Raw genomic sequence first — 20084 nt, 5'->3', positions numbered from 1 at the left:
AGGCCGTGGCGTTCACAGGAAGTAGAGGCGGTTCAGGGACACCGAGTCGGCGGGCTCCGAGCGCAGCGGCTCGCCGTCGAGGGTGACCACTCCGGTGCGCTGGTCCACGTCGACGGCTCCGGTACGGGAGTTGAGCCGCAGGTCGGCGGGGCCGATACCGCGGGTGCCGCGGACGGCGACGCGCCGCCTGCGGGTGGGCATCCGGTCGTTGCCCTGGTCGAGTGCGGCCTGCGCGACGAAGGCCACCGAGATCTCGGCGGGAGTGGCTCCGTGCGCCCCGAACTGCGGTCCCAGGACGAGGGGTTCACAGGTGTCGGTGGCGGCGCCCGGGTCGCCGACGACGCCGTACGCGGGGAACCCGGACTTCAGGACGAGCTGCGGCTTGGCGCCGAAGTACTCGGGCCGCCACAGCACGATGTCGGCGAGCTTGCCGGCCTCGATGGAGCCGACCTCGTGCGCGAGGCCGTGCGCGATGGCGGGGTTGATGGTCAGCTTGGCCATGTAGCGCAGGACGCGTGCGTTGTCGTCGCCCTCGGGGGCGCCGAGCTCGGCCTTCATCTTCCCGGCCATCGCGAAGGTCCGCCGCACGGTCTCGCCCGCGCGGCCCATGCCCTGCGCGTCCGACGAGGTGATCCCGATCGCGCCCAGGTCGTGCAGCACGTCCTCGGCACCCATGGTGCCGGCGCGGATGCGGTCGCGGGCCATGGCCGCGTCGCCCGGCAGGTCGGTCTTGAGGTCGTGGACGGAGACGATCATCCCGTAGTGCTCGGCGACCGCGTCCCGGCCGAAGGGCAGCGTCGGGTTGGTGGAGGAGCCGATGACGTTCGGGACCCCCGCCATCTTCAGGACGTTGGGGACGTGGCCGCCGCCGCAGCCCTCGATGTGGAAGGCGTGGATGGTGCGCCCTTCCAGGACGCGCAGGGTGTCCTCGACGGACAGGCATTCGTTCAGGCCGTCGCTGTGCAGGGCGACCTGCACGTCGTGCTCCTCGGCCACCCGCAGCGCGGTGTCCAAGGCACGGGTGTGGGCGCCCATGTCCTCATGCACCTTGAAGCCGGACGCGCCGCCCTCGGCGAGTGCCTCCACCAGCGGCGCGCCGTCGGAGGACGAGCCGCGGCCCAGGAAGCCGATGTTGACGGGCCAGGCGTCGAAGGCGTTGAAGGCGTGGCGCAGCGCCCAGGGCGAGTTGACGCCCACGCCCCACACGGGGCCGAACTCCTGGCCGATGACCGTGGTCACCCCGGAGGCGAGGGAGGCCTCCATGATGCGCGGCGACAGCAGGTGGACGTGCGTGTCCACGGCTCCGGCGGTGGCGATGAGGCCTTCGCCGGAGACGATGGACGTGCCGGTGCCGACGACGACGTCGACGCCGTCCAGGGTGTCGGGATTGCCGGCCCGGCCGATCGAGCAGATGCGGCCCTCGCGGATGCCGATGGAGACCTTGCGGATGCCCTGCGCCGCGTCGATCACCACCACGTTGCTGATGACGACGTCGCACGTCCGGCGCACGGCGGCGGCCTTGAGGTGCAGTCCGTCGCGGGCGGTCTTGCCGAAACCGGCCAGGAACTCGTCGCCGTACCTCTGCGCGTCGGACTCGACGCGGACGGTCAGCCCGCTGTCGCCGAGACGGATCCGGTCACCGGCGCGGGGCCCATGGGTGGCGGCGTACTCGTACGGGGTGAGGCGGCGGGCCTCGGCGGGGTGGCCTCCGGGGCGGCTCATCGCTCGACCTCCTGTTCACCGGTTTCCGGTACGCCGAGGTAGCCGCAGGCGGCGGCCCGGCGCAGGGCCTCTTCTCTGGCCCCGGGGGCGTCCAGCGGCCCGTCGACGAGGCCGGCGAAACCGATCGCGACGCGCGCGCCGCCGATGGGCAGCAGCCCGACCTCGGCGCTCTGCCCCGGGCCGAAGCGGACGGACGATCCGGCGGGCACGGCGAGCCGCATGCCGTAGGCCGCGGGGCGGTCGAAGTCGAGCCGTGGGTTGGCCTCGAAGAAGTGGAAGTGGGAGGTGACGGAGACCGGGACGGTGGCCGTGTTGGTCACCGTCAGACGGACGGCCGCCTCGGGCTCGGCGTGCTCCGGCCCCGGCAGCAGGGCTCCGGGCGCTTGTTCGCCGAGGCCGCCGACGATGGGGTCGCTGACCACCGCGAGTCGTGAGCCGTCGTCGAAGACGGCCTCGACATGCACCTCGGTGACGACGTCGGCGACACCGGGCAGCACGTCGTCGGGGCCGAGTACGGACCGGGCCGCCTCGACGGCCTCGGCGAGCCTGCGTCCGTCGCGGGCGGCCTCGCACACGGTGTCGGCGATCAGCGCGGTCGCCTCCGGGACGTTGAGCCGCAGGCCTCTGGCGCGGCGTGCGCGAGCCAGCTCCGCGGCTCCGAAGAGCAGCAGCCGGTCACGTTCCGTGGGGGTCAGTCTCACGACACGGCACCTCCTTGCTTCCCACTATTAGAGCATCACTCTAAACGCCGGATTCCTGAAACGGAAACATTGACGGGCGACCTCCAAACAGTCCACATTGAACGTCGCTCAAACTTCAGGCGGCCGTCGAAGGAGACCAGCCATGCCGATAGAACAGCGCGGAGTCGACACCATCCCCGATGAGGAACGCACCAGCGGTCCCCGCGATCTGGTGTCGATCCTGCTCGGCTCCAACCTCTGCCTCGGCGTGATCATCTTCGGCTGGCTGCCCCCGTCCTTCGGGCTCGGCTGGTGGGCCTCGGTGAGCTCGATCGTGGCGGGCACGGTGGTCGGCACCGCGCTCACGGCCCCGCTGGCCCTGGTCTCGCTGCGCACGGCGACGAACCTGTCGACGTCGTCCGGCGCCCAGTTCGGCGTCCGCGGGCGCCTGGTCGGCTCCGTCGTCGGCCTGCTCCTCGCCCTCGGCTACACCGCCCTGACCGTGTGGATCGGCGGCGACGTGATGGTCAGCGTGCTCGGCCGCCTCTTCGGGCTGCCGGACGACGGACTGTCGTACGCCGTCGTCTACGCACTGCTCGCCGCCGCCACCGTCGCCGGTGCCGTGTACGGCTACCGCGTGCTCCTCGCCATGTCCCGCGTGCTGGCCCTCGCGATGACGGCCCTGCTGGTCCTCGGCGTGATCGCGTACGCGCCGCACTTCACCACCGCCGCGCTCCCGGAGGCCGGCGGCTATCTGCTCGGCTCCTTCTGGCCGACCTGGCTGCTCGCCGCCGTGGCGGCCGGCCTGTCCGGCCCGATCGCCTTCATCACGCTCCTCGGCGACTACACGCGCTACATCTCCCCGGCCCGCCACTCCTCGCGCACCGTCCTGCACGCCACCTGGCTCGGGCTGATCGCCGGACTCCTCGTCCCCCAGCTGTTCGGCACCTTCACGGCGTACGCGGCGCGGGCGGCCCTCGACTACGCGGGCCCCCTCGTCACCGCCTCCCCCACCTGGTACCTGGTCCCGCTCCTGCTGGCGGCCTCCGCGGGCTCGGTCGGCAACGCGGGCCTGATGCTCTACTCGATGGGCCTCGACCTGGACGCGATCCTGCCCCGCGCCTCGCGGGCCCGCGCCACCTGCACGGTCGCCGTCGTCGCCACCGCCTGTGTCTTCGTGGGCCACTACGCCTGGGACGCCCAGTCGGCGATGACGTCGTTCGTCCTCCTGCTGACCGCCATCGGCACCCCGTGGGCCGTCATCACCCTGATCGGCTTCGCCCGCTGCCGGGGCGTCTACGACCCGGACGCCCTCCAGGTCTTCAACCGCCGCTCGCGGGGCGGGATCTACTGGTACCGGGGCGGCTGGAACATTCAGGCCACGGTGTCCTGGGCACTGGGCGCCTTCGTGGGCCTGCTCGCGGTGTCCCTCCCCTCGTACGAGGGGCCCCTGCTGTCGCTGACCGGCGGGGTGGACTGCAGCTTCCTGCTCTCGGGGGCGGTCGGCGGGGCCGCCCATCTGCTGCTCTCGCCCGGGCAGACTTCGGACCGCGTCCTCGCCGGGGAGGAACTCGCCCACGCCGACAGCGGGGTCCAGGTCGGCCGACCGGGCCGGTGAACCTGATCGCGCCCCCGTGAGGCAGGGCCGGCTGCCCCGTGCCGCCCGGCGCCCTGCGCGCACGGCGGCCCGGCGCGTCCCGAGAACACCCGTGCCCGCCCCGGTTCCGAATCCGGGGCGGGCACGGGCGTCGGGCCGCATCAGCCCAGCGGGTGCATCCAGCCGTGCTTGTCCTCGGTCACGCCCCGCTGGATGTCCAGCAGGGCGTTGCGCAGCTTCAGGGTGACCTCGCCGGGCTCACCGTCCGAGTGCTGCCATTCGGTGCCGGACCGCTTGACGGTGCCGACGGGGGTGATGACCGCGGCGGTGCCGCATGCGAAGACCTCGGTCAGGGTGCCGTTCGCTGCGTCGTTCTGCCACTGCTCGATGGAGACGCGGCCCTCCTCGGAGCCGTAGCCGAGGTCACGGGCGACGGTGAGGAGGGAGTCACGGGTGACGCCCTCCAGGATGGACCCGGTCAGCGACGGGGTGACGATCCTGTCGCCGTACACGAAGTACAGGTTCATGCCGCCGAGTTCCTCGACCCACTTGTGCTCCACGGCGTCGAGGTAGCAGACCTGGTCGCAGCCCTTGGCGGCGGCCTCGGCCTGGGCGAGGAGGGAGGCCGCGTAGTTGCCGCCCGTCTTGGCGTCGCCCATGCCGCCGGGGACGGCGCGGACACGGTCCTCCGAGAGCCAGATCGAGACCGGCTTCACGCCGCCGGCGAAATAGGCGCCGGCGGGCGAGGCGATCACCAGGAACAGGTACTCATTGGCGGGCTTCACGCCCAGCCCCACCTCGGTCGCGATCATGAACGGGCGGAGGTAGAGGGACTCCTCGCCGCCGTGCGCGGGCACCCAGGCGCTGTCCTGCTGGACGAGCACGTCACAGGCCTCGATGAACGTCTCGACGGGCAGCTCCGGCATACCGAGGCGGCGGGCCGAGGCCTGGAAGCGCCGGGCGTTCTTGTCGGGGCGGAAGGTGGCCACGGAGCCGTCGGGCTGACGGTACGCCTTGAGACCCTCGAAGATCTCCTGGGCGTAGTGCAGGGTCATGTTCGCGGGGTCGAGGGAGAGCGGGCCGTACGGAACGAGCTGTCCGTCGTGCCAGCCGCGGCCCTCGGTCCACTTGATCGTCACCATGTGGTCGGTGAAGTGGCGGCCGAAGCCGGGGTTGGCCAGGATCGCCTCGCGCTCCGCGGCGGAGAGCGGACTGGCGGACGGCTTGAGCTCGATCGTGGGCTGCGTCATGAGTGGTTGTCCTTCACCGGTTGTGTGTGACGGGCCGCGCTCACGCCCGAACTGCCAGTGGCCAGTGTTAGGACGTCCGAGCATTCCCTCATTCCGCGGCTCCGCGTTCGATTATCGCGCGCGGGGCACCGGGGACGAAAACTGCGTGAATGCGGCCCTTGGGCTTGCCCAGGGGTTGATGGTGGCACCCGGCGAGGGCATAGCAAAAGCCGCCGGGTGCGGATGCGACCCGGCGGCTCCTGCGTGAAGCGAGTGGCGGCGGGTCAGCCGGCTACTCGTACGGCGAGCGCGTCGCCGATTTCGTCGGTGCTCCGGGCGGGCTTGCCGACGCGCTCCGCGAGGTCGGCCGAGACGGCTTCCTCGATGCGGACGGCCGCCGTCTCGTAGCCGAGGTGGCGCAGCAGCAGGGCGACGGACAGGACCGTGGCGCTGGGGTCGGCCTTGCCCTGGCCCGCGATGTCGGGCGCCGAGCCGTGCACCGGCTCGAACATCGAGGGGAACTCGCCGCTCGGGTTGATGTTGCCGGAGGCGGCGACACCGATGCCGCCGGAGACGGCCGCGGCGAGGTCGGTGATGATGTCGCCGAAGAGGTTGTCGGTGACGATGACGTCGAAGCGGGCCGGGTCGGTGACGAGGTAGATCGTCGCGGCGTCGACGTGGATGTAGTCAGTGGTGACCTCGGGGAACTCCGCAGCCACCCGGTTGAAGATGTTGGTCCACAGGTGCCCCGCGAAGGTCAGCACGTTGTTCTTGTGGACCAGCGTGAGCTTCTTGCGCGGGCGGGCCTGGGCGCGGGCGAAGGCGTCGCGGACGACGCGCTCGACGCCGAAGGCCGTGTTCACGGAGACCTCGGTGGCGACCTCGTGCTCGGTGCCCTTGCGGATGGTGCCGCCGTTGCCGGTGTACGGGCCCTCGGTGCCCTCGCGGACCACGACGAAGTCGATCTCGGGCTGGCCGGCGAGCGGGGTCTCGACACCCGGGAGGAGCTTCGAGGGACGCAGGTTGACGTGATGGTCGAAGGCGAAGCGCAGCTTCAGCAGGAAGCCGCGCTCCAGGACGCCGGACGGGACCGAGGGGTCACCGATCGCGCCGAGCAGGATCGCGTCGTGCTGCTTGAGAGCGTCGAGGTCCGCGTCGGTGAGGGTCTCACCGGTGGCGTGGTATCGCTTGGCCCCGAAGTCGAACTCCTTGGTCTCCAGCTTCACATCCTGCGGGAGGACGGCGGAGAGGACCTTCAGACCCTGGGCCACGACTTCCTGGCCGATGCCGTCACCGGGGATCACTGCGAGATTGATGCTGCGAGACATGACGGCACCGTACTCCTTGTCCCATGGGATGACACGCCATGTCCGCCATCCGGACATCAGGTTCGCCGCCACGGCCTCGCGGAACGCCGACCCGACGCCCGCCGTTCACCCTTACGTACCGCGGCCGTTGGGGCGTCGTGGGAAGTTTCCCGACATGGACACCCCTGACGTCGGCATCCCGGAACCGCTCGCGCGCCGTATGAGCATGGCCGAGCAGCACGAGTACCTGCGGACGAAGCTGACCCGTCGGCGCGCCCTGGTCACCGCGGGCGCGTTCGCGGGCGGCGGTCTGCTGGCCGGCTGCTCGCAGGGGGCGGGGGCGGCGACGCACACGTCCGGCCCGTCCGTGCGTGCGGCGACCGGGCAGGTGCACGGCTCGGTCGTCACCCCCTTCGGCCGTCACCTGGCCTTCGGCGCGGACCCGCGGACCCAGATGCGCGTCTCCTGGCAGGTGCCGCTCGCGGTCAGGAAGCCGTACGTGCGGGTGGGGCTGACGCCCTGGGAGCTGAGCCGGAAGATCGAGGCCGAGGTCAGGGCCCTGCACACGCCCGGCCTGGCGGGTCGGCGGTTCGCGCTGGACCAGTACTACCTGCACGCGGCGCTCGACGGGCTGCGCCCCGGCACGACGTACTACTACGGCGTCGGCCACGAGGGGTTCGACCCGGCGGCGCGCGACCGGCACGCGACGGTCGGCCGTTTCCGCACGGCGCCCGCCGCTGCCGAGACGTTCGTGTTCACCGCCTTCGGCGACCAGGGCGTCACTCCCGAGGCGCTCGCCAACGACAAGCTGATCCTCGGCCGCCACCCGGCTTTCCACCTGCACGCGGGCGACATCTGCTACGCGGACTCGGTCGGGCTCGGCAAGGACTCCGACATCTACGATCCCAGCGCCTGGGACCTGTTCCTCAAGCAGACCGAGTCCGTGGCCAGGTCGGTGCCGTGGATGGTGACGACCGGCAACCACGACATGGAGGCGTGGTACTCGCCGAACGGGTACGGGGGCCAGTCGGCCCGCTGGTCGCTCCCGGACAACGGCTTCGACGCGCGCAGGGCGCCGGGCGTCTACTCCTTCACGTACGGCAATGTCGGGATCGTGGCACTGGACGCGAACGACGTGTCGTACGAGATCCCCGCCAACAAGGGCTACTCGGGCGGGCGGCAGACGGCCTGGCTCGACAAGCGGCTCGGCGAGCTGCGGCGGACAGCCGACTTCGTGGTGGTCTTCTTCCACCACTGCGCGTACTCCACGGCGACACACGCCTCCGACGGCGGGGTTCGGGACACGTGGGAGCCGCTGTTCGCCAAGCACCAGGTCGACCTGGTGATCAACGGCCACAACCACGTGTACGAGCGGACCGACGCCGTCAGGGGCGGAAAGGTCGGCAAGCGCGTCCCGGTCGGCGCGTCGACGGACCCGACACGGGACGGGATCGTCTACGTCACGGCGGGCGGCGCGGGCAAGAGCCTGTACCGGTTCCCCACCGGGGTGAAGGACAGCTACGAGGGGAAGGCCGGGAACCGCGAATACGTCGAGACCTTCCACTGGACCGGCTCCCGGCAGCAGAAGGCCGAGACCGTGGAGTGGTCACGGGTGCGGTACACCGGCTTCTCCTTCCTCTCGGTGGAGGCGGAGGCGGGGACCACCCCCCGGCTCAAGGTGTCGGCGCTGGCGCAGAGCGGCGAGCGCATCGACCACTTCGAGGTGCGGCGCGGCGCGTGAGCCCCGCGCCGCACCTCGTGCGGGTGCGGCTCCCGGTGGGCGGCCCGGCCGTCGGCCGGGGCGTGCGGTCGGCTCAGTGGCCCGTCTCGCCGCCGTTGTCCCGGCGGTCGAGGGCGCGCTGGAGGGCCGCCGCCGCGTTCTTGCGGTCGGAATCGCTCGTACGGGAGATGTGGCGGACTCGGCGGACGGTCGTCTCGGCCATGATGAATCGACTCCTTTGCCTCCGGACGCGGTGGTCCGGAAGTGCGGTGAGGGATTTACGAGACGCCGGATGGGGCGGGGAGCGGTGCCGCAGGGGTTGCCTGCCAGGGGCTCCGGCTCACGACCGCCATTCGCTGGGTCGAGCGAGACGTTCGGCTCCTACAAAACTAGGCGAGGAGCGGGCATCTGTCTCCACAGTTAGTCGGACTTCCTACTATCTGAGACGACGGTTCAGGTCGCACCGCTCTGACCTGCACTGATCCCACTGGCCACATCACTCACGGCTGGGTGCGGCCACGGGGGTGGCCGCCGCCCGCCCGGTCCGGCGTCAGAGCACGTCGCCGTCGCGCCAGTCGAAGACCAGCTCGTGTGCGGGGTCGAGGGGGCCGATCGACGAGGGGCGGACGAAGGCGGCCCCCTCCTCCTGCGGCAGGCGCACCACTCCGTCCGGGCCGAGCACGCAGATCCGGCCCGGCCAGACCTGCCAGCCGCGGGCCGTGTAGAGCGCGGCGCCCTCCTCGCTCGCGGAGAGCGCCCCCAGCGCGTACGCGCTGTCGACGACGCGTTCCAGCTCGGCCATCACCCGCCCGCCCAGGCCCCTGCGCCGCACGTCGGCGCGCACACCGACCGCCTCCACGTATCCGGTGCGCAGTGAACGGCCGCGATGCAGAACGCGGCGCTGGACCACCGAGCCGTGGGCGGCCAAGCCCCGTGCGTCGTGCACGAGGACATGGAGGCCGCCGAGTCCGTGGTCCCAGTCGTCGTCGCCGAAGCCCCCGTCGAAGGCGGCGTCCAGGAGCTCGCGGACGGCGCGGAGGTCGCCCGGGGCGAGGTCCGCGGTGTGGGCCGTGCGCAGTCGGGGGGTCATCGGGCCAGTATCGCCGGGGAGTCGACCACTTGTCGGGCCACTTGTCGGGCCACTTGTCGGACTAACCTTCAAAAGCACCTTGACCGGTTAGTCATAGGCGTGGTGAGGTGTTCTCACCACCAAGGAGAACTTCAAGGGTTAGGTGAACCGTCATGACCGCGCACCGGATCCACCACCGCACCACCACCGTCCGAGGCCTGGAGATCGCCTACCGGGAGGCGGGCCCCGCCGACGCCCCCGTCCTGCTCCTCCTGCACGGCTTCCCGACCAGCTCGCACATGTTCCGGGACCTGATGCCGCTCCTCGCCGACCGCTACCACCTCGTGGCCCCCGACCACATCGGCTTCGGCCGCTCCGCGACGCCCGCCGCCGACGAGTTCCGCTACACCTTCGACCGACTGGCCGAGATCACCGGCGAGTTCACCGAGCAGCTGGGACTGAGGGAGTACGCCCTCTACATCCAGGACTACGGCGCCCCGATCGGTCTGCGCCTGGCCCTCGCGCACCCCGAGCGGGTGACCGCGATCATCACGCAGAACGGCAACGCGTACGAGGAGGGCCTGGGTGCCGACGCGTGGGCACCGGTGCTCGCGCTGATCGCGCAGCGCACGCCCGAGACGGAGGCGCCGGTCCGGGAGATCAGCAGCCCGGACGGCATCAAGTGGCAGTACCTGCACGGCGTCCCGGACCCGACGCTCGTCAGCCCCGACGCCTACGAGCACGACGCGGCCCGCATGGCCAGACCGGGCCAGAGCGAGATCCAGCTCGACCTGATCTCCGACTACGGCTCCAACTTCGCCCTCTACCCGGCGTTCCACGAGTACTTCCGCGACAGCCAGGTCCCGCTGCTCGCCCTCTGGGGCGCGCACGACGAGATCTTCGTCCCCGCCGGCGCCCTCGCCTTCCGGCGCGATCTCCCGCAGGCCGAGATCCACCTGCTCCCCGCGGGCCACTTCGCCCTGGAAACGCACGCGGGCCAGGCAGCCGCCCTGATCGGCGACTTCCTGGCCCGGCATGTCCGCTAGCGGTCAGCCCATGTGCGGGTAGCCGTAGTCGGTCGGCGGCACCAGCGTCTCCTTGATGGCGCGGGTCAGCGTCCAGCGCATCAGGTTCTGCGGGGCACCGGCCTTGTCATTGGTGCCGGAGGCCCGGCCGCCGCCGAAGGGCTGCTGGCCGACGACGGCGCCGGTCGACTTGTCGTTGATGTAGAAGTTGCCCGCGGCGTAGCGGAGCTTCTCCATCGTGTACGCGGCGGCAGCGCGGTCGTTCGAGACGACCGAACCCGTGAGCGCGTAGTCCGACGCCGACTCCATCTGGGTCAGCATCTCGTCGTACTGGTCGTCCTCGTAGACGTGCACCGCGAGGAAGGGGCCGAAGTACTCCGTCTTGAAGACCTCGTTCTCCGGGTCCGAGCACTCGACGACGGTCGGGCGCACGAAGTAGCCGACGGAGTCGTCGTACGAGCCGCCCGCGACGATCGTGCAGGTCTCGTCGTCCTTCGCGCGGTCGATGGCCGCCTTGTTCTTGGCGAACGCACGCTCGTCGATGACCGCGCCGATGAAGTTCGACAGGTCGGTGACGTCACCCATGGTCAGGTAGTCGACCTCGGCCGCGAACTCCTCCTTGAACCCGGAGTTCCAGATGGAGGCCGGGATGTAGGCGCGGGAGGTGGCCGAGCACTTCTGGCCCTGGTACTCGAAGGCACCGCGGGTCAGCGCGGTCTTGAGGACGGCGCGGTCGGCCGACGGGTGGGCCACCAGGAAGTCCTTGCCGCCCGTCTCGCCGACCAGGCGCGGGTAGGAGCGGTACTTCTCGATGTTGTTGCCGACCGTCTTCCACAGGTACTGGAAGGTCTTGGTCGAACCGGTGAAGTGGATGCCCGCGAGGTCGCGGTGCTCCAGGGCGACCTTGGAGACCTCGATGCCGTCACCGGTGACGAGGTTGATGACACCCTTGGGCAGACCGGCCTCCTCCAGCAGCTGCATCAGCAGCACCGCGGCGTGGGTCTGGGTCGGGGACGGCTTCCAGACCACCACGTTGCCCATGAGGGCAGGGGCGGTGGGCAGGTTGCCCGCGATCGCCGTGAAGTTGAACGGCGTGATCGCGTAGACGAAGCCCTCCAGCGGGCGGTGGTCGAGGCGGTTCCACACGCCCGGCGAGTTGGCCGGGGGCTGCTCGGCGAGCAGGTCACGGGCGTACTTGACGTTGAAGCGCCAGAAGTCGACGAGCTCGCACGGGGTGTCGATCTCGGCCTGCTGGGCGGTCTTCGACTGGCCGAGCATCGTGGAGGCGGCCAGCGTCTCGCGCCAGGGGCCGGCGAGCAGCTCGGCGGCGCGCAGGATGATCGCGGCGCGGTCGTCGAAGGCCATCGCGCGCCAGGCCGGCGCGGCCGCGAGGGCGGCGTCGATGGCGTCCTGCGCGTCCTGCTGGGTGGCGTGCGCGCCGGTGCCGATGACGGCCTTGTGGTTGTGCGGCTGCACGACCTCGAAGCGCTCACCACCGCCGAGCCGCTTCTCGCCGCCGATGGTCATCGACAGCTCGATCGGGTTCTCGGCCAGCTCCTTGAGCTTGGCCTCCAGGCGGGCGCGCTCGGGCGAGCCGGGGGCGTAGCCGTGCACCGGCTCGTTGACGGGGGTGGGGACCTGGGTCACAGCGTCCATGTGTTCCGTACTCCTTAGTGAGCGGGTGGTTCGGGCTCAGCCCTTGGTGAGGATCGAGCGGGCGAAGAAGAGCAGGTTGGCGGGCTTCTCCGCGAGGCGGCGCATGAAGTAGCCGTACCAGTCGGTGCCGTACGCGGTGTACACACGCATGCGGTGCCCCTCGGCGGCGAGTCGCAGGTGCTCGTCGCTGCGGATGCCGTACAGCATCTGGAACTCGTACTCGTCCAGTTTGCGCCCGGCCTTGCGCGCGAGCTCCTGCGCGATGGAGATGAGCCGCGGGTCGTGCGACCCGATCATCGGGTACCCCTCGCCCTCCATCAGGATCTTCAGGATGCGCACGTACGCCTTGTCGGTCTCCGTCTTCTGCTGGTAGGCGACCTCGGCGGGCTCCTTGTAGGCGCCCTTCACCAGGCGTACGCGGCTGCCGCTCTCGGCGAGGCGGCGGGCGTCGGCCTCGGTGCGGAAGAGGTAGGCCTGGATGACGCAGCCGGTCTGCGGGAAGTCCTTCCGCAGCTCCTCGTGGATGGCGAACATCGAGTCGAGGGTGGTGTGGTCCTCGGCGTCCAGCGTGACGGTCGTGCCGATGGCGGCGGCGGCCTCGACGACGGGGCGGACGTTCGCGAGGGCGAGCTCGTGGCCGCCCTCCAGCGCCTGGCCGAACATCGACAGTTTGATGGACATCTCGGCCTTGGTGCCGAGGTCGAGCTGCTTGAGGCGCTCGATCAGGTCCAGGTAGGCGTCGCGGGCCGCGGTGGCCTGCTCGGGGGTCGTGATGTCCTCGCCGACGACGTCCATCGTGACCTCGAGGCCCTTGCCCGTGAGGTCCCGGATGATGGGGACGACCTGGTCGACGGTCTCGCCGGGTATGAAGCGGTCGACGACCGGCTTGGTCACCGGGGCCGCCGAGATCAGACGGCGCATCTTGTCGCTGCGCGAGGCGGCGAGAATCACGGGACCCAGCACGGGGCACCTCCACAACAAAGCCAGCAGGAGGCCGAATCCCGACCATTCGGGTACGGCACGGAGAACCACCGTGAAACCTATGGATCGCTCCGATCCTCTGCCATCGACAGCTGTCACGCATCCGTGCCATGGATCTCAGACAGATGTATGAAGGCCGCGCGAAAATGCGGGAGAATGCCCGGGTGACGGGTGAATACAGAGGGGACTACCAGGAGCTGGTCGACGAGATCTCGGCACTGCTCGGCGTGCCGGCGACGCTGGAGAACCGGGACTTCGAGCTCATCGCCTTCGGCGCCTACGACTCCGAGGGCGAGCTCGATCCGTCGGCCCTGGACCCCGTGCGCGCCCGCTCGATCCTCACGCGCCGCTCCACCGCGGCGGTCCGCACCTGGTTCGAGGGCTTCGGTATCACCCGCGCCACCGGGCCGGTGCGCATCCCGCCCACCCCGGAGGCGGGCGTGTACCGCGGAAGGATCTGTCTGCCCGTACGCCATCGGGGTGTCGTCCTCGGCTACGTCTGGCTCCTCGACGACGACCCGGGCCCCACCGCCGCCCAGCTCACAGCCGCCATGGAGGTCGCCTCCCGCATCGGCGCCCTGCTCGCGGACGAGCGGCAGGCGGGCGCGGATCTCACGCGCGAGTTGCGCGCGGTGCTCACCGCGGAGCGCGGCTGGCAGCGCGACATGGCCGTCGCCGAGCTGCGGTCGGCGCTCGGCCCGCGCGCCGACGTCCTGCACACCGTCGTCTGCGTGGCGCCGTGGCCGTCGGCCGACCCGGACGACGCCCCCTCCGCCCGTACCGTGCCGGGCGCGACCGCGCTGTGCACGGTGCCGTGGAGTGGGGGCAGGAGTGGCGGCACCTCCCACGCCGTCGAGGCAGGGGACACCGGGCGGAGTCTGGCGCTGCTCGTGCGGCTGAGGTCGGCGGACGTGCTCTCCCCGGCGCTCACGGCGGCCTCCCGGTTCGTGCGGGAGGCGGAGGGCGGGCGCGGGGAGAGCGGGCCGTCGGCGGGCGGCCCGGACGCGACGCGCGGGGAGGACGGACGGCTCGCGGGCGCCGCGGAGGGCGGACGGACCAGGGCCGGCGCGCGCAGCGGGCGGGGCCGGGCCGCGGCCGGGGTCGCCGTGGCCCGCGTGGGTCTCGCGGAGCTCGGGGCCGCCTGGCAGGAGGCCTCCGCCGCCGCCCGTGCCGTCCTCGCCGAGCCGCGGCTCGGCCCGGTCGCCGAGTGGGCGTCCATCGGCCCCTTCAGACTGCTCACCTCCCTTCCCCCGGAGGTGGCCCACGACCCCGTGGTGAAGGCGCTGCTGGCGCCCGCCCACCGCGAACTGGCGCGCACGGCCGAGGTGTTCCTCGACTGCGCGGGCCAGGCCGGCCGTACCGCCGCCGAGCTGGGCGTCCACCGCCAGACGCTCTACTACCGCCTGTCCCGGGTCGAACAGCTCACCGGCCTGGACCTGGACGACGGCGAGGACCGGCTGCTGCTGCACATGGCCCTGAAGGGGGCCCGCCTGTAGGTGCGGGCCGGTTCCAGGGGCCCGCCTGTGGGGCCGTGCGGGCCGGTTCGCCGTCAGGGGCCCGCCAGCAGGTCGCCGACGGCCGCGATGCCTTCGGTGATCGCCCGTTCGCCCACGTCCCCGAAGCCAAGGACCAGCCGGGGCGGCTCGCTCGCGCCGGTCGAGCGGCACGGGCTCATGCCGTAGAGGCCGACGCCGCGTTCCCGTGCCGCGGCCACGACGGTCTGCTCGTCGGCTTCCGGTGCGAGGTGGGCGACCGCGTGGAAGCCGGCGGCGAGGCCCGTGAGACGCACCGCGGGGGCGTGCTCGGCGAGAGCCGAGACGAGGGCCGCGCGCCGGGCCGCGTAGACCGTCCGCATGCGGCGCAGATGACGGTCGTGGCGGCCGGACTCGATCAGTTGGGCGAGGGCCAGCTGGTCGAGGGTCGGGGAGCCGCGGTCGGTCAGGTGCTTGGCCCGGGTGAGCGGGTGGGTGAGCGCGGGCGGACAGAGCAGCCATCCGATGCGCAGCGCCGGCGCGAGGGACTTGCTGACGGTGCCGACGGAGATCACCCGGTCCGCCGCGAGCCCCTGGAGCGCGCCCACGGGCTCGCGGTCGTAGCGGAACTCCGCGTCGTAGTCGTCCTCGACGACGTACGCGTCCCGTCGTGCCGCCCAGTCGACGAGGGCGAGCCGGCGCCCGGGGGCGAGGACCACTCCGGTCGGCCACTGGTGGGCCGGGGTGACGATGACGGCCCGCGCTCCGGTCGCGTCGAGCGCGGCGACGTCGACGCCGTCCTCGTCGACCGGGACGGGCACCGCCGTCAGGCCCGCGGCCTCGGCCGCCGACGTCGCCGTGGCGGGCGCGCCCGGGTCCTCGTAGGCGACGACGCGTACGCCCGTGCGGGCCAGGGCGTGCAGGGCCAGGCCCAGGCCCTGTGCGTAGCCGGAGCAGACCACGATCCGTTCGGGGTCGGCCGCCGCGGCCCGCACCCGGCGCAGATAGCCCGCCAGAACCTCGCGCAGAACTGGACTCCCGCGCGGATCACCGTAGTCGAGGTCTGAGGTCGGCATGGCCCGGCCCGCCTCGCGCATCGCCCAGAGCCAGTCGGTGAGGGGGAAGCCGCCCAGGTCCGGTACGCCGTGGCGGAAATCGGCGATGAGCCGGGGGGCCGCCGGGGGCGCCGAGACCGGCGCGGAGGGCACGTGGGCGACCGTCGCGACCCGGGTGGCGGATCCGACACGGGTCACCAGGTAGCCCTCCGCCTGGAGTTGGGCGTAGCAGTCCTGGACCAGACCTCGGGACAGGCCGAGCGTACGGGCCAGTTCGCGGGAGGACGGCAGGCGCTCGCCGGGGCCGAGGCGGCCGGTGCGGATCGCGTCGCGGACCTGGCGCTCCAGCTGGGCACGTAGGTGCTCGCCGCTGTCCCGGTCGACGTACAGCAGCAGTTCGGGTGACAGACCGGCCCACTGCAACGGCATGGAATTGGAGCTTACCGGCGGTCCGGCGCGCACCTAGCGTCGTTCCCATGACGACTACCGCGACGACTTCCCCGGCCCGCCCGCGCCTGGTCACCCGTCCGCTCCTGCTCCGCTTCGTGAGCATGGTCGGCGCATCGACCGGGTTCTTCCTGCTCCTGTCGGTCGTCCCCCGCTACGCGACGGCGTCGGGGGCGGGCCCGGCCACCGGCGCGCTGATGCTGTCCACGGTCCTCGGCGAGCTGGCCGCCCCCCGTTTCGTGGCCCGTTACGGCCACCGGTTCGCGCTCGTCGTCGGGCTGGTCCTGCTCGGCGCACCCGCCCTGTTCCTGACCCTCTCGCACGACCTGGCATGGATCGTGGCGGTGTGCCTGGTGCGGGGCCTCGGCTTCGCGCTCACCCTGGTCGCGGGCGGGGCGCTGACCGCGTCGCTCATCCCGGCCGAGCGGCGCGGTGAGGGGCTGGCCCTGGTCGGAGTGGTCTCCGGCGTCCCCTCGCTGATCGCCCTGCCGCTGGGCGTGTGGCTCGCCACCCACGTCGGCTACACGCCCGTCGCGGTCGCCGCGGGTGTGGCGGCCCTGGCCTCGGTCGCCTCCGTGCCGGGCCTGCCGGGCCGTCAGGAGCCCGCGCCGGGTGGGGAGAAGCCGGTGGGTGTGGTGGCCGGCCTGCGCACCGGGGGCCTGGTGCGGCCCGCCGCGGTCTTCGCGGCCACGGCCGTCGCGACCGGCATCGTCGTCACGTTCCTGCCGCTCGCGGTGCCCGCCGCGCTGGACGGCGTCGTCGCCATCGCCCTCTTCGTCCAGCCCGCCGCGTCGACGGCGGCACGCTGGGCGGCGGGCCGCCACGCCGACCGGCACGGGCCCGCGCGGCTGGTGCTGCCCGGCCTGCTCCTGTCCGCCGTGGGCATGCTGGTCACCGCCGCGACCGGCAGTGCGGTCGCCGTGCTCGCAGGGGTCGCCCTGTTCGGCATCGGCTTCGGCATCGCCCAGAACGCGACGCTGACGCTCATGTACACACGGGTCACCGCCTCCGGGTACGGCACCGTCACCGCGCTCTGGAACCTCGCGTACGACGGCGGCATGGGCATCGGCGCGGTCGGCTTCGGCGCGCTCGCCGGGTGGACGGGCTACTCCTGGGCGTTCGCGGTCACCGCCGTGCTGATGCTGGTGGCGCTGGTGCCCGCCGTGCGCGACCGGCGGACGGACGCACCCGCGGCGCCGTCGTCCTGAGCGATGTGCCGAGGCCCCCGGGCGCCGGGGGCCTGCCCGTACGACGTCAGCCGGCGGCCGTCCCGCCTCGGCCGTCGGTCTTCGCCGCACCGTCGAGCACCCGTCGCAGGCCTTCGGTCAACTGCTCGGCGGTCGTCGCCGAGTCCGCGTCGAAGAGCCACTGCACGCTGAGTCCGTTGAGCAGGGTCTGGTAGAAGCCGCCCACCGTGCGCAGCGTCTCCTCGTCCACGTCGTCCTCGAATCCGCCCATGAGCAGGGGGACGAGACCGCGGCGCCCCTCGTCCGAGGCCTTCACCAGGTGATCGCGGACCGTGGGCAGCCGGTCGGCGTTGGTGATGACCTCGAAGGTGAGCATCCAGATCGGACGGTCCTCGACGAATGACCTGGTGACGTTCGTCCAGACCTCCTGGAAGCGGGCGAGGGAGCCCGGCTCCCCGACGGTCCCGCCCGCGCCGATGGATTCGAACGTCCCGCCGACGTCCGAGATGAGTTCGACGTAGGCCTGGGCGAGGAGCGTGTCCTTGGAGCCGTAGTGGTAACCGATGGACGCCAGGTTCGTCCCCGACTCCTTCACGATGTCGCGCGCCGTGGTGCGCACGAACCCCTTCGCCAGCAGGCAGCGTTTGGCGCCTTCGAGCAGATCCTCACGGTGTCCCATGCGGGTCAGGGTACCCCGATCCACACAAGTGTCCCATACGTACGTATGAGACAAGTGTATTATACGAGCGTACTAGACAAGCGTTTAAGACGCTCGTACAGTCACTGCCATGACGAACCCGAAGAGCACGACCGCCTTCGCGTCCGGCGCCTTTGCCGGCCGCCGCGAATGGACCGCCCTCGGCGTCCTGATGCTTCCGCTGCTCCTGGTCTCCATGGACGTCTCGGTCCTCTACTTCGCGATCCCCGCGATCAGCGCGGACCTGGAGCCCAGCGGCACCCAGCAGCTCTGGATCTTCGACATCTACGCGTTCGTGCTCGCGGGCCTGCTGATGACGATGGGCTCCCTCGGCGACCGCATCGGCCGCCGCAAGCTCCTGCTGATCGGTGCCGCGGCCTTCGGCACGGCGTCCGTGATCGCCGCCTACGCCGACAGCGCCGAGACGCTGATCGCCGCCCGCGCGGTCCTCGGCATCGGCGGAGCGACCCTGATGCCGTCGACGATGGCGCTCATCCGCACGATGTTCACCGACCTCGGACAGCGCGCGAAGGCGATCGGACTGTGGTCCGGCGTCATGACCGGAGGCATCGCGCTCGGCTCGGTGATGAGCGGCGTCCTCGTCGAGTACTTCTGGTGGGGCTCGGTCTTCCTGGTCAACCTGCCCGCGATGGCGCTGCTGCTGATACTCGGCCCGATCCTGCTCCCCGAGTCCAAGGACCCGAACCCCGGCCGCTTCGACCTGCTCGGCGTGCCGCTGTCGATGGCCGCCGTCCTCCCCGTCATCTACGGCATCAAGGAGATCCCCTCCGAGGGCTGGAACGTCCGCTACGTCGTCTCCATCACCGTCGGCCTGCTCTTCACCGCCCTCTTCGTCCACCGCCAGCGCACCACGAAGTCCCCGCTCATCTCCCCCGCCCTGTTCCGCGGCCGGGGCTTCGCCCCCGCCGTCGTCCTCAACCTGGTCTCGTCCTTCGGGATGGTGGGATCGGCGTTCTTCACCACGCAGTACCTCCAGTCCGTGCTCGGCAAGAGCTCCATGGAGGCCGCGCTGTGGGCGCTGCTCCCCACCGTCCTGGTCGGCGTCGCCGCGCCGGTCGCCGCGCAACTCGTGCGCAAGGGCGTGCACCGCGCCCACGTCGTCTCCGGCGGTTTCGTCACCGCCGCCTGCGGCTACGCGCTGCTGGCCCTCGCCGGCACCGACTCGATGTGGCTCGTCCTCGCCGGCGCCGGTGTCCTCGCCTCCGGCATCGTCACCGTGATGTCGCAGATGATGGACCTCGCCCTCGGCACGGTCCCCGTCGGCAACGCCGGTGCCGCGTCCTCCCTGCTGGAGACGGGCGCCGAGTTCGGCGGCGCGCTCGGCATGGCCGTCCTCGGCTCCATCGGCACCGCGGTCTACCGTCACGACATGCCGTCCGGGGCTCCGGCCCCCGCCCACGAAACCCTCGGCGGCGCGCTGGCCGTGGCGCGGCAGCTCCCCGGCGACACCGGCCAGGCCCTGGCCACGGCCGCCCGGGAGGCCTTCACCCACGGCATGCAGGCGGCGGCGATCGCGGGCACGGTGGTGCTGCTGGGGGCGGCGGTCCTGGCCACCGCGACCCTGCGGAAGGTGCACGTCCGGGAGGCCGGACCCGCGGACGTCGCGCACCCGCAGGCGGAGGGCGCGACCGCCTGACACGGTCCACCGAGCACGTTCCGCGAGGGGTCCGGACCACCGGAGAGTGGATCCGGGCCCCTCGCATGCGCGGGACCGGGCCCTTCGCCCCGGAAGACCGGCCCCTCGGAGCCCGCGCACGGGGCGCGCCGGGCCGGAACGGGTCGGAACCGGGTGCTCCGGTCACGGTCGGCCCGGGGTGCGGTGGGTGCGGTCGCCACTTGTCGGGGCCCGTGGCTCTGATCGCCGTCTGCCGAGGTTGATCGCTCGGGTCGCACTCTGCCGGAGGCCCGTCGCCGCCGTCGCCGTCTGCCGAGGTCGATCGCCCTGGTCGCCACCTGCCGGAGGCTCGCCGTCGTCGCCACCCGTCGAGGCCCATCGCCCTGGTCGCCACCGGCCGGGGCCCGTCGGTCCGAGCACGTGGGGCGGGGTACGTGGCACGGAGCCGTCGCGCCGGTCGCCACCCGCCGAGCGTGCCATCGGCCGGAGCGCACAGGCGGGAGCCACCGCTTGCCAGCACCACACCCGGGACCCCCGCCGATCCCGGCGCACAGACCGGAGCCACCCCTTGCCAGCACCACACCCGGGACCCCCGCCGATCCCG

16 protein-coding genes are annotated in these 20084 nt (G+C 71.9%); 6 read left to right on the top strand and 10 right to left on the bottom strand.

The window, feature by feature from the left end; all coding sequences use genetic code 11:
- Positions 1-12: 12 nt before the first annotated feature.
- Both H305_RS0122525 and ureA read right to left on the bottom strand, forming a co-directional pair.
- Complete coding sequence (locus H305_RS0122525; RefSeq protein ID WP_028802378.1) at positions 13-1722, bottom strand: urease subunit alpha; 1710 nt, start codon at positions 1720-1722, stop codon at positions 13-15.
- Positions 1719-2423 carry an urease subunit gamma gene (ureA, locus tag H305_RS0122520; RefSeq protein ID WP_028802377.1) on the bottom strand — a complete coding sequence of 235 codons (705 nt, stop codon included), beginning with the start codon at positions 2421-2423 and terminating at the stop codon, positions 1719-1721. The genes H305_RS0122525 and ureA overlap by 4 nt, the downstream gene beginning before the upstream one ends.
- 142 nt (positions 2424-2565) lie before the next feature.
- On the opposite strand from ureA, the gene H305_RS46785 reads away from it, so the two are divergent.
- Complete coding sequence (locus tag H305_RS46785) at positions 2566-4020, top strand: cytosine permease (RefSeq protein WP_051370843.1); 1455 nt, start codon at positions 2566-2568, stop codon at positions 4018-4020.
- Positions 4021-4160: 140 nt separating this feature from the next.
- Here the strand turns inward: H305_RS46785 and H305_RS0122510 are convergent, their stop codons facing one another.
- Together H305_RS0122510 and H305_RS0122505 are read right to left on the bottom strand one after the other, a co-directional pair.
- Positions 4161-5249 (bottom strand): branched-chain amino acid aminotransferase, encoded by a 1089-nt coding sequence (locus H305_RS0122510; RefSeq protein WP_028802376.1) that lies wholly within the window; start codon positions 5247-5249, stop codon positions 4161-4163.
- Between the two features lie 263 nt (positions 5250-5512).
- Positions 5513-6556: a 3-isopropylmalate dehydrogenase gene (locus tag H305_RS0122505; protein WP_028802375.1), complete on the bottom strand. Its 1044-nt coding sequence runs from the start codon at positions 6554-6556 to the stop codon at positions 5513-5515.
- A 154-nt stretch (positions 6557-6710) separates the two neighbouring features.
- Between H305_RS0122505 and H305_RS0122500 the strand changes: the two genes are divergently transcribed.
- On the top strand, positions 6711-8276 hold the full coding sequence (locus tag H305_RS0122500) for a purple acid phosphatase family protein (protein ID WP_028802374.1): 1566 nt from the start codon (positions 6711-6713) through the stop codon (positions 8274-8276).
- A 73-nt stretch (positions 8277-8349) separates the two neighbouring features.
- On the opposite strand, the gene H305_RS55805 is transcribed toward H305_RS0122500, so the two are convergent.
- On the bottom strand, positions 8350-8478 hold the full coding sequence (locus H305_RS55805; protein WP_095936841.1) for a hypothetical protein: 129 nt from the start codon (positions 8476-8478) through the stop codon (positions 8350-8352).
- 327 nt (positions 8479-8805) lie between these two features.
- Positions 8806-9345 (bottom strand): GNAT family N-acetyltransferase, encoded by a 540-nt coding sequence (locus H305_RS0122490; RefSeq protein ID WP_028802373.1) that lies wholly within the window; start codon positions 9343-9345, stop codon positions 8806-8808.
- 152 nt (positions 9346-9497) lie between these two features.
- Here H305_RS0122490 and H305_RS0122485 point away from each other — a divergent pair, with 152 nt between their 5' ends.
- A complete protein-coding gene (locus H305_RS0122485) occupies positions 9498-10370 on the top strand; it encodes an alpha/beta fold hydrolase (protein WP_028802372.1) in 873 nt (290 codons plus the stop codon).
- A gap of 3 nt (positions 10371-10373) precedes the next feature.
- Here the strand turns inward: H305_RS0122485 and pruA are convergent, their stop codons facing one another.
- Together pruA and H305_RS0122475 are read right to left on the bottom strand one after the other, a co-directional pair.
- On the bottom strand, positions 10374-12005 hold the full coding sequence (gene pruA / locus H305_RS0122480; RefSeq protein WP_028802371.1) for an L-glutamate gamma-semialdehyde dehydrogenase: 1632 nt from the start codon (positions 12003-12005) through the stop codon (positions 10374-10376).
- 36 nt (positions 12006-12041) lie between these two features.
- Positions 12042-12968: a proline dehydrogenase family protein gene (locus H305_RS0122475; protein ID WP_028802370.1), complete on the bottom strand. Its 927-nt coding sequence runs from the start codon at positions 12966-12968 to the stop codon at positions 12042-12044.
- Positions 12969-13132: 164 nt separating this feature from the next.
- Here H305_RS0122475 and H305_RS0122470 point away from each other — a divergent pair, with 164 nt between their 5' ends.
- Positions 13133-14482, top strand: a complete 1350-nt coding sequence (locus tag H305_RS0122470; RefSeq protein WP_028802369.1) for a PucR family transcriptional regulator — start codon at positions 13133-13135, stop codon at positions 14480-14482.
- 53 nt (positions 14483-14535) lie between these two features.
- Here H305_RS0122470 and H305_RS0122465 read toward each other — a convergent pair whose 3' ends face one another.
- Positions 14536-15942 carry a PLP-dependent aminotransferase family protein gene (locus tag H305_RS0122465; protein ID WP_028802368.1) on the bottom strand — a complete coding sequence of 469 codons (1407 nt, stop codon included), beginning with the start codon at positions 15940-15942 and terminating at the stop codon, positions 14536-14538.
- 47 nt (positions 15943-15989) lie between these two features.
- On the opposite strand from H305_RS0122465, the gene H305_RS0122460 reads away from it, so the two are divergent.
- On the top strand, positions 15990-17168 hold the full coding sequence (locus tag H305_RS0122460) for an MFS transporter (RefSeq protein ID WP_028802367.1): 1179 nt from the start codon (positions 15990-15992) through the stop codon (positions 17166-17168).
- Positions 17169-17214: 46 nt separating this feature from the next.
- Here the strand turns inward: H305_RS0122460 and H305_RS0122455 are convergent, their stop codons facing one another.
- Positions 17215-17826: a TetR/AcrR family transcriptional regulator gene (locus tag H305_RS0122455; protein WP_028802366.1), complete on the bottom strand. Its 612-nt coding sequence runs from the start codon at positions 17824-17826 to the stop codon at positions 17215-17217.
- Between the two features lie 109 nt (positions 17827-17935).
- Between H305_RS0122455 and H305_RS0122450 the strand changes: the two genes are divergently transcribed.
- Positions 17936-19501 carry an MFS transporter gene (locus tag H305_RS0122450; protein WP_028802365.1) on the top strand — a complete coding sequence of 522 codons (1566 nt, stop codon included), beginning with the start codon at positions 17936-17938 and terminating at the stop codon, positions 19499-19501.
- Positions 19502-20084: the final 583 nt, after the last annotated feature.

The sequence above is a fragment of the Streptomyces sp. 142MFCol3.1 genome, assembly GCF_000424945.1.
Taxonomy (GTDB): Bacteria; Actinomycetota; Actinomycetes; order Streptomycetales; family Streptomycetaceae; genus Streptomyces; species Streptomyces siamensis.
This window is presented reverse-complemented; position numbering and strand designations above follow the sequence as displayed.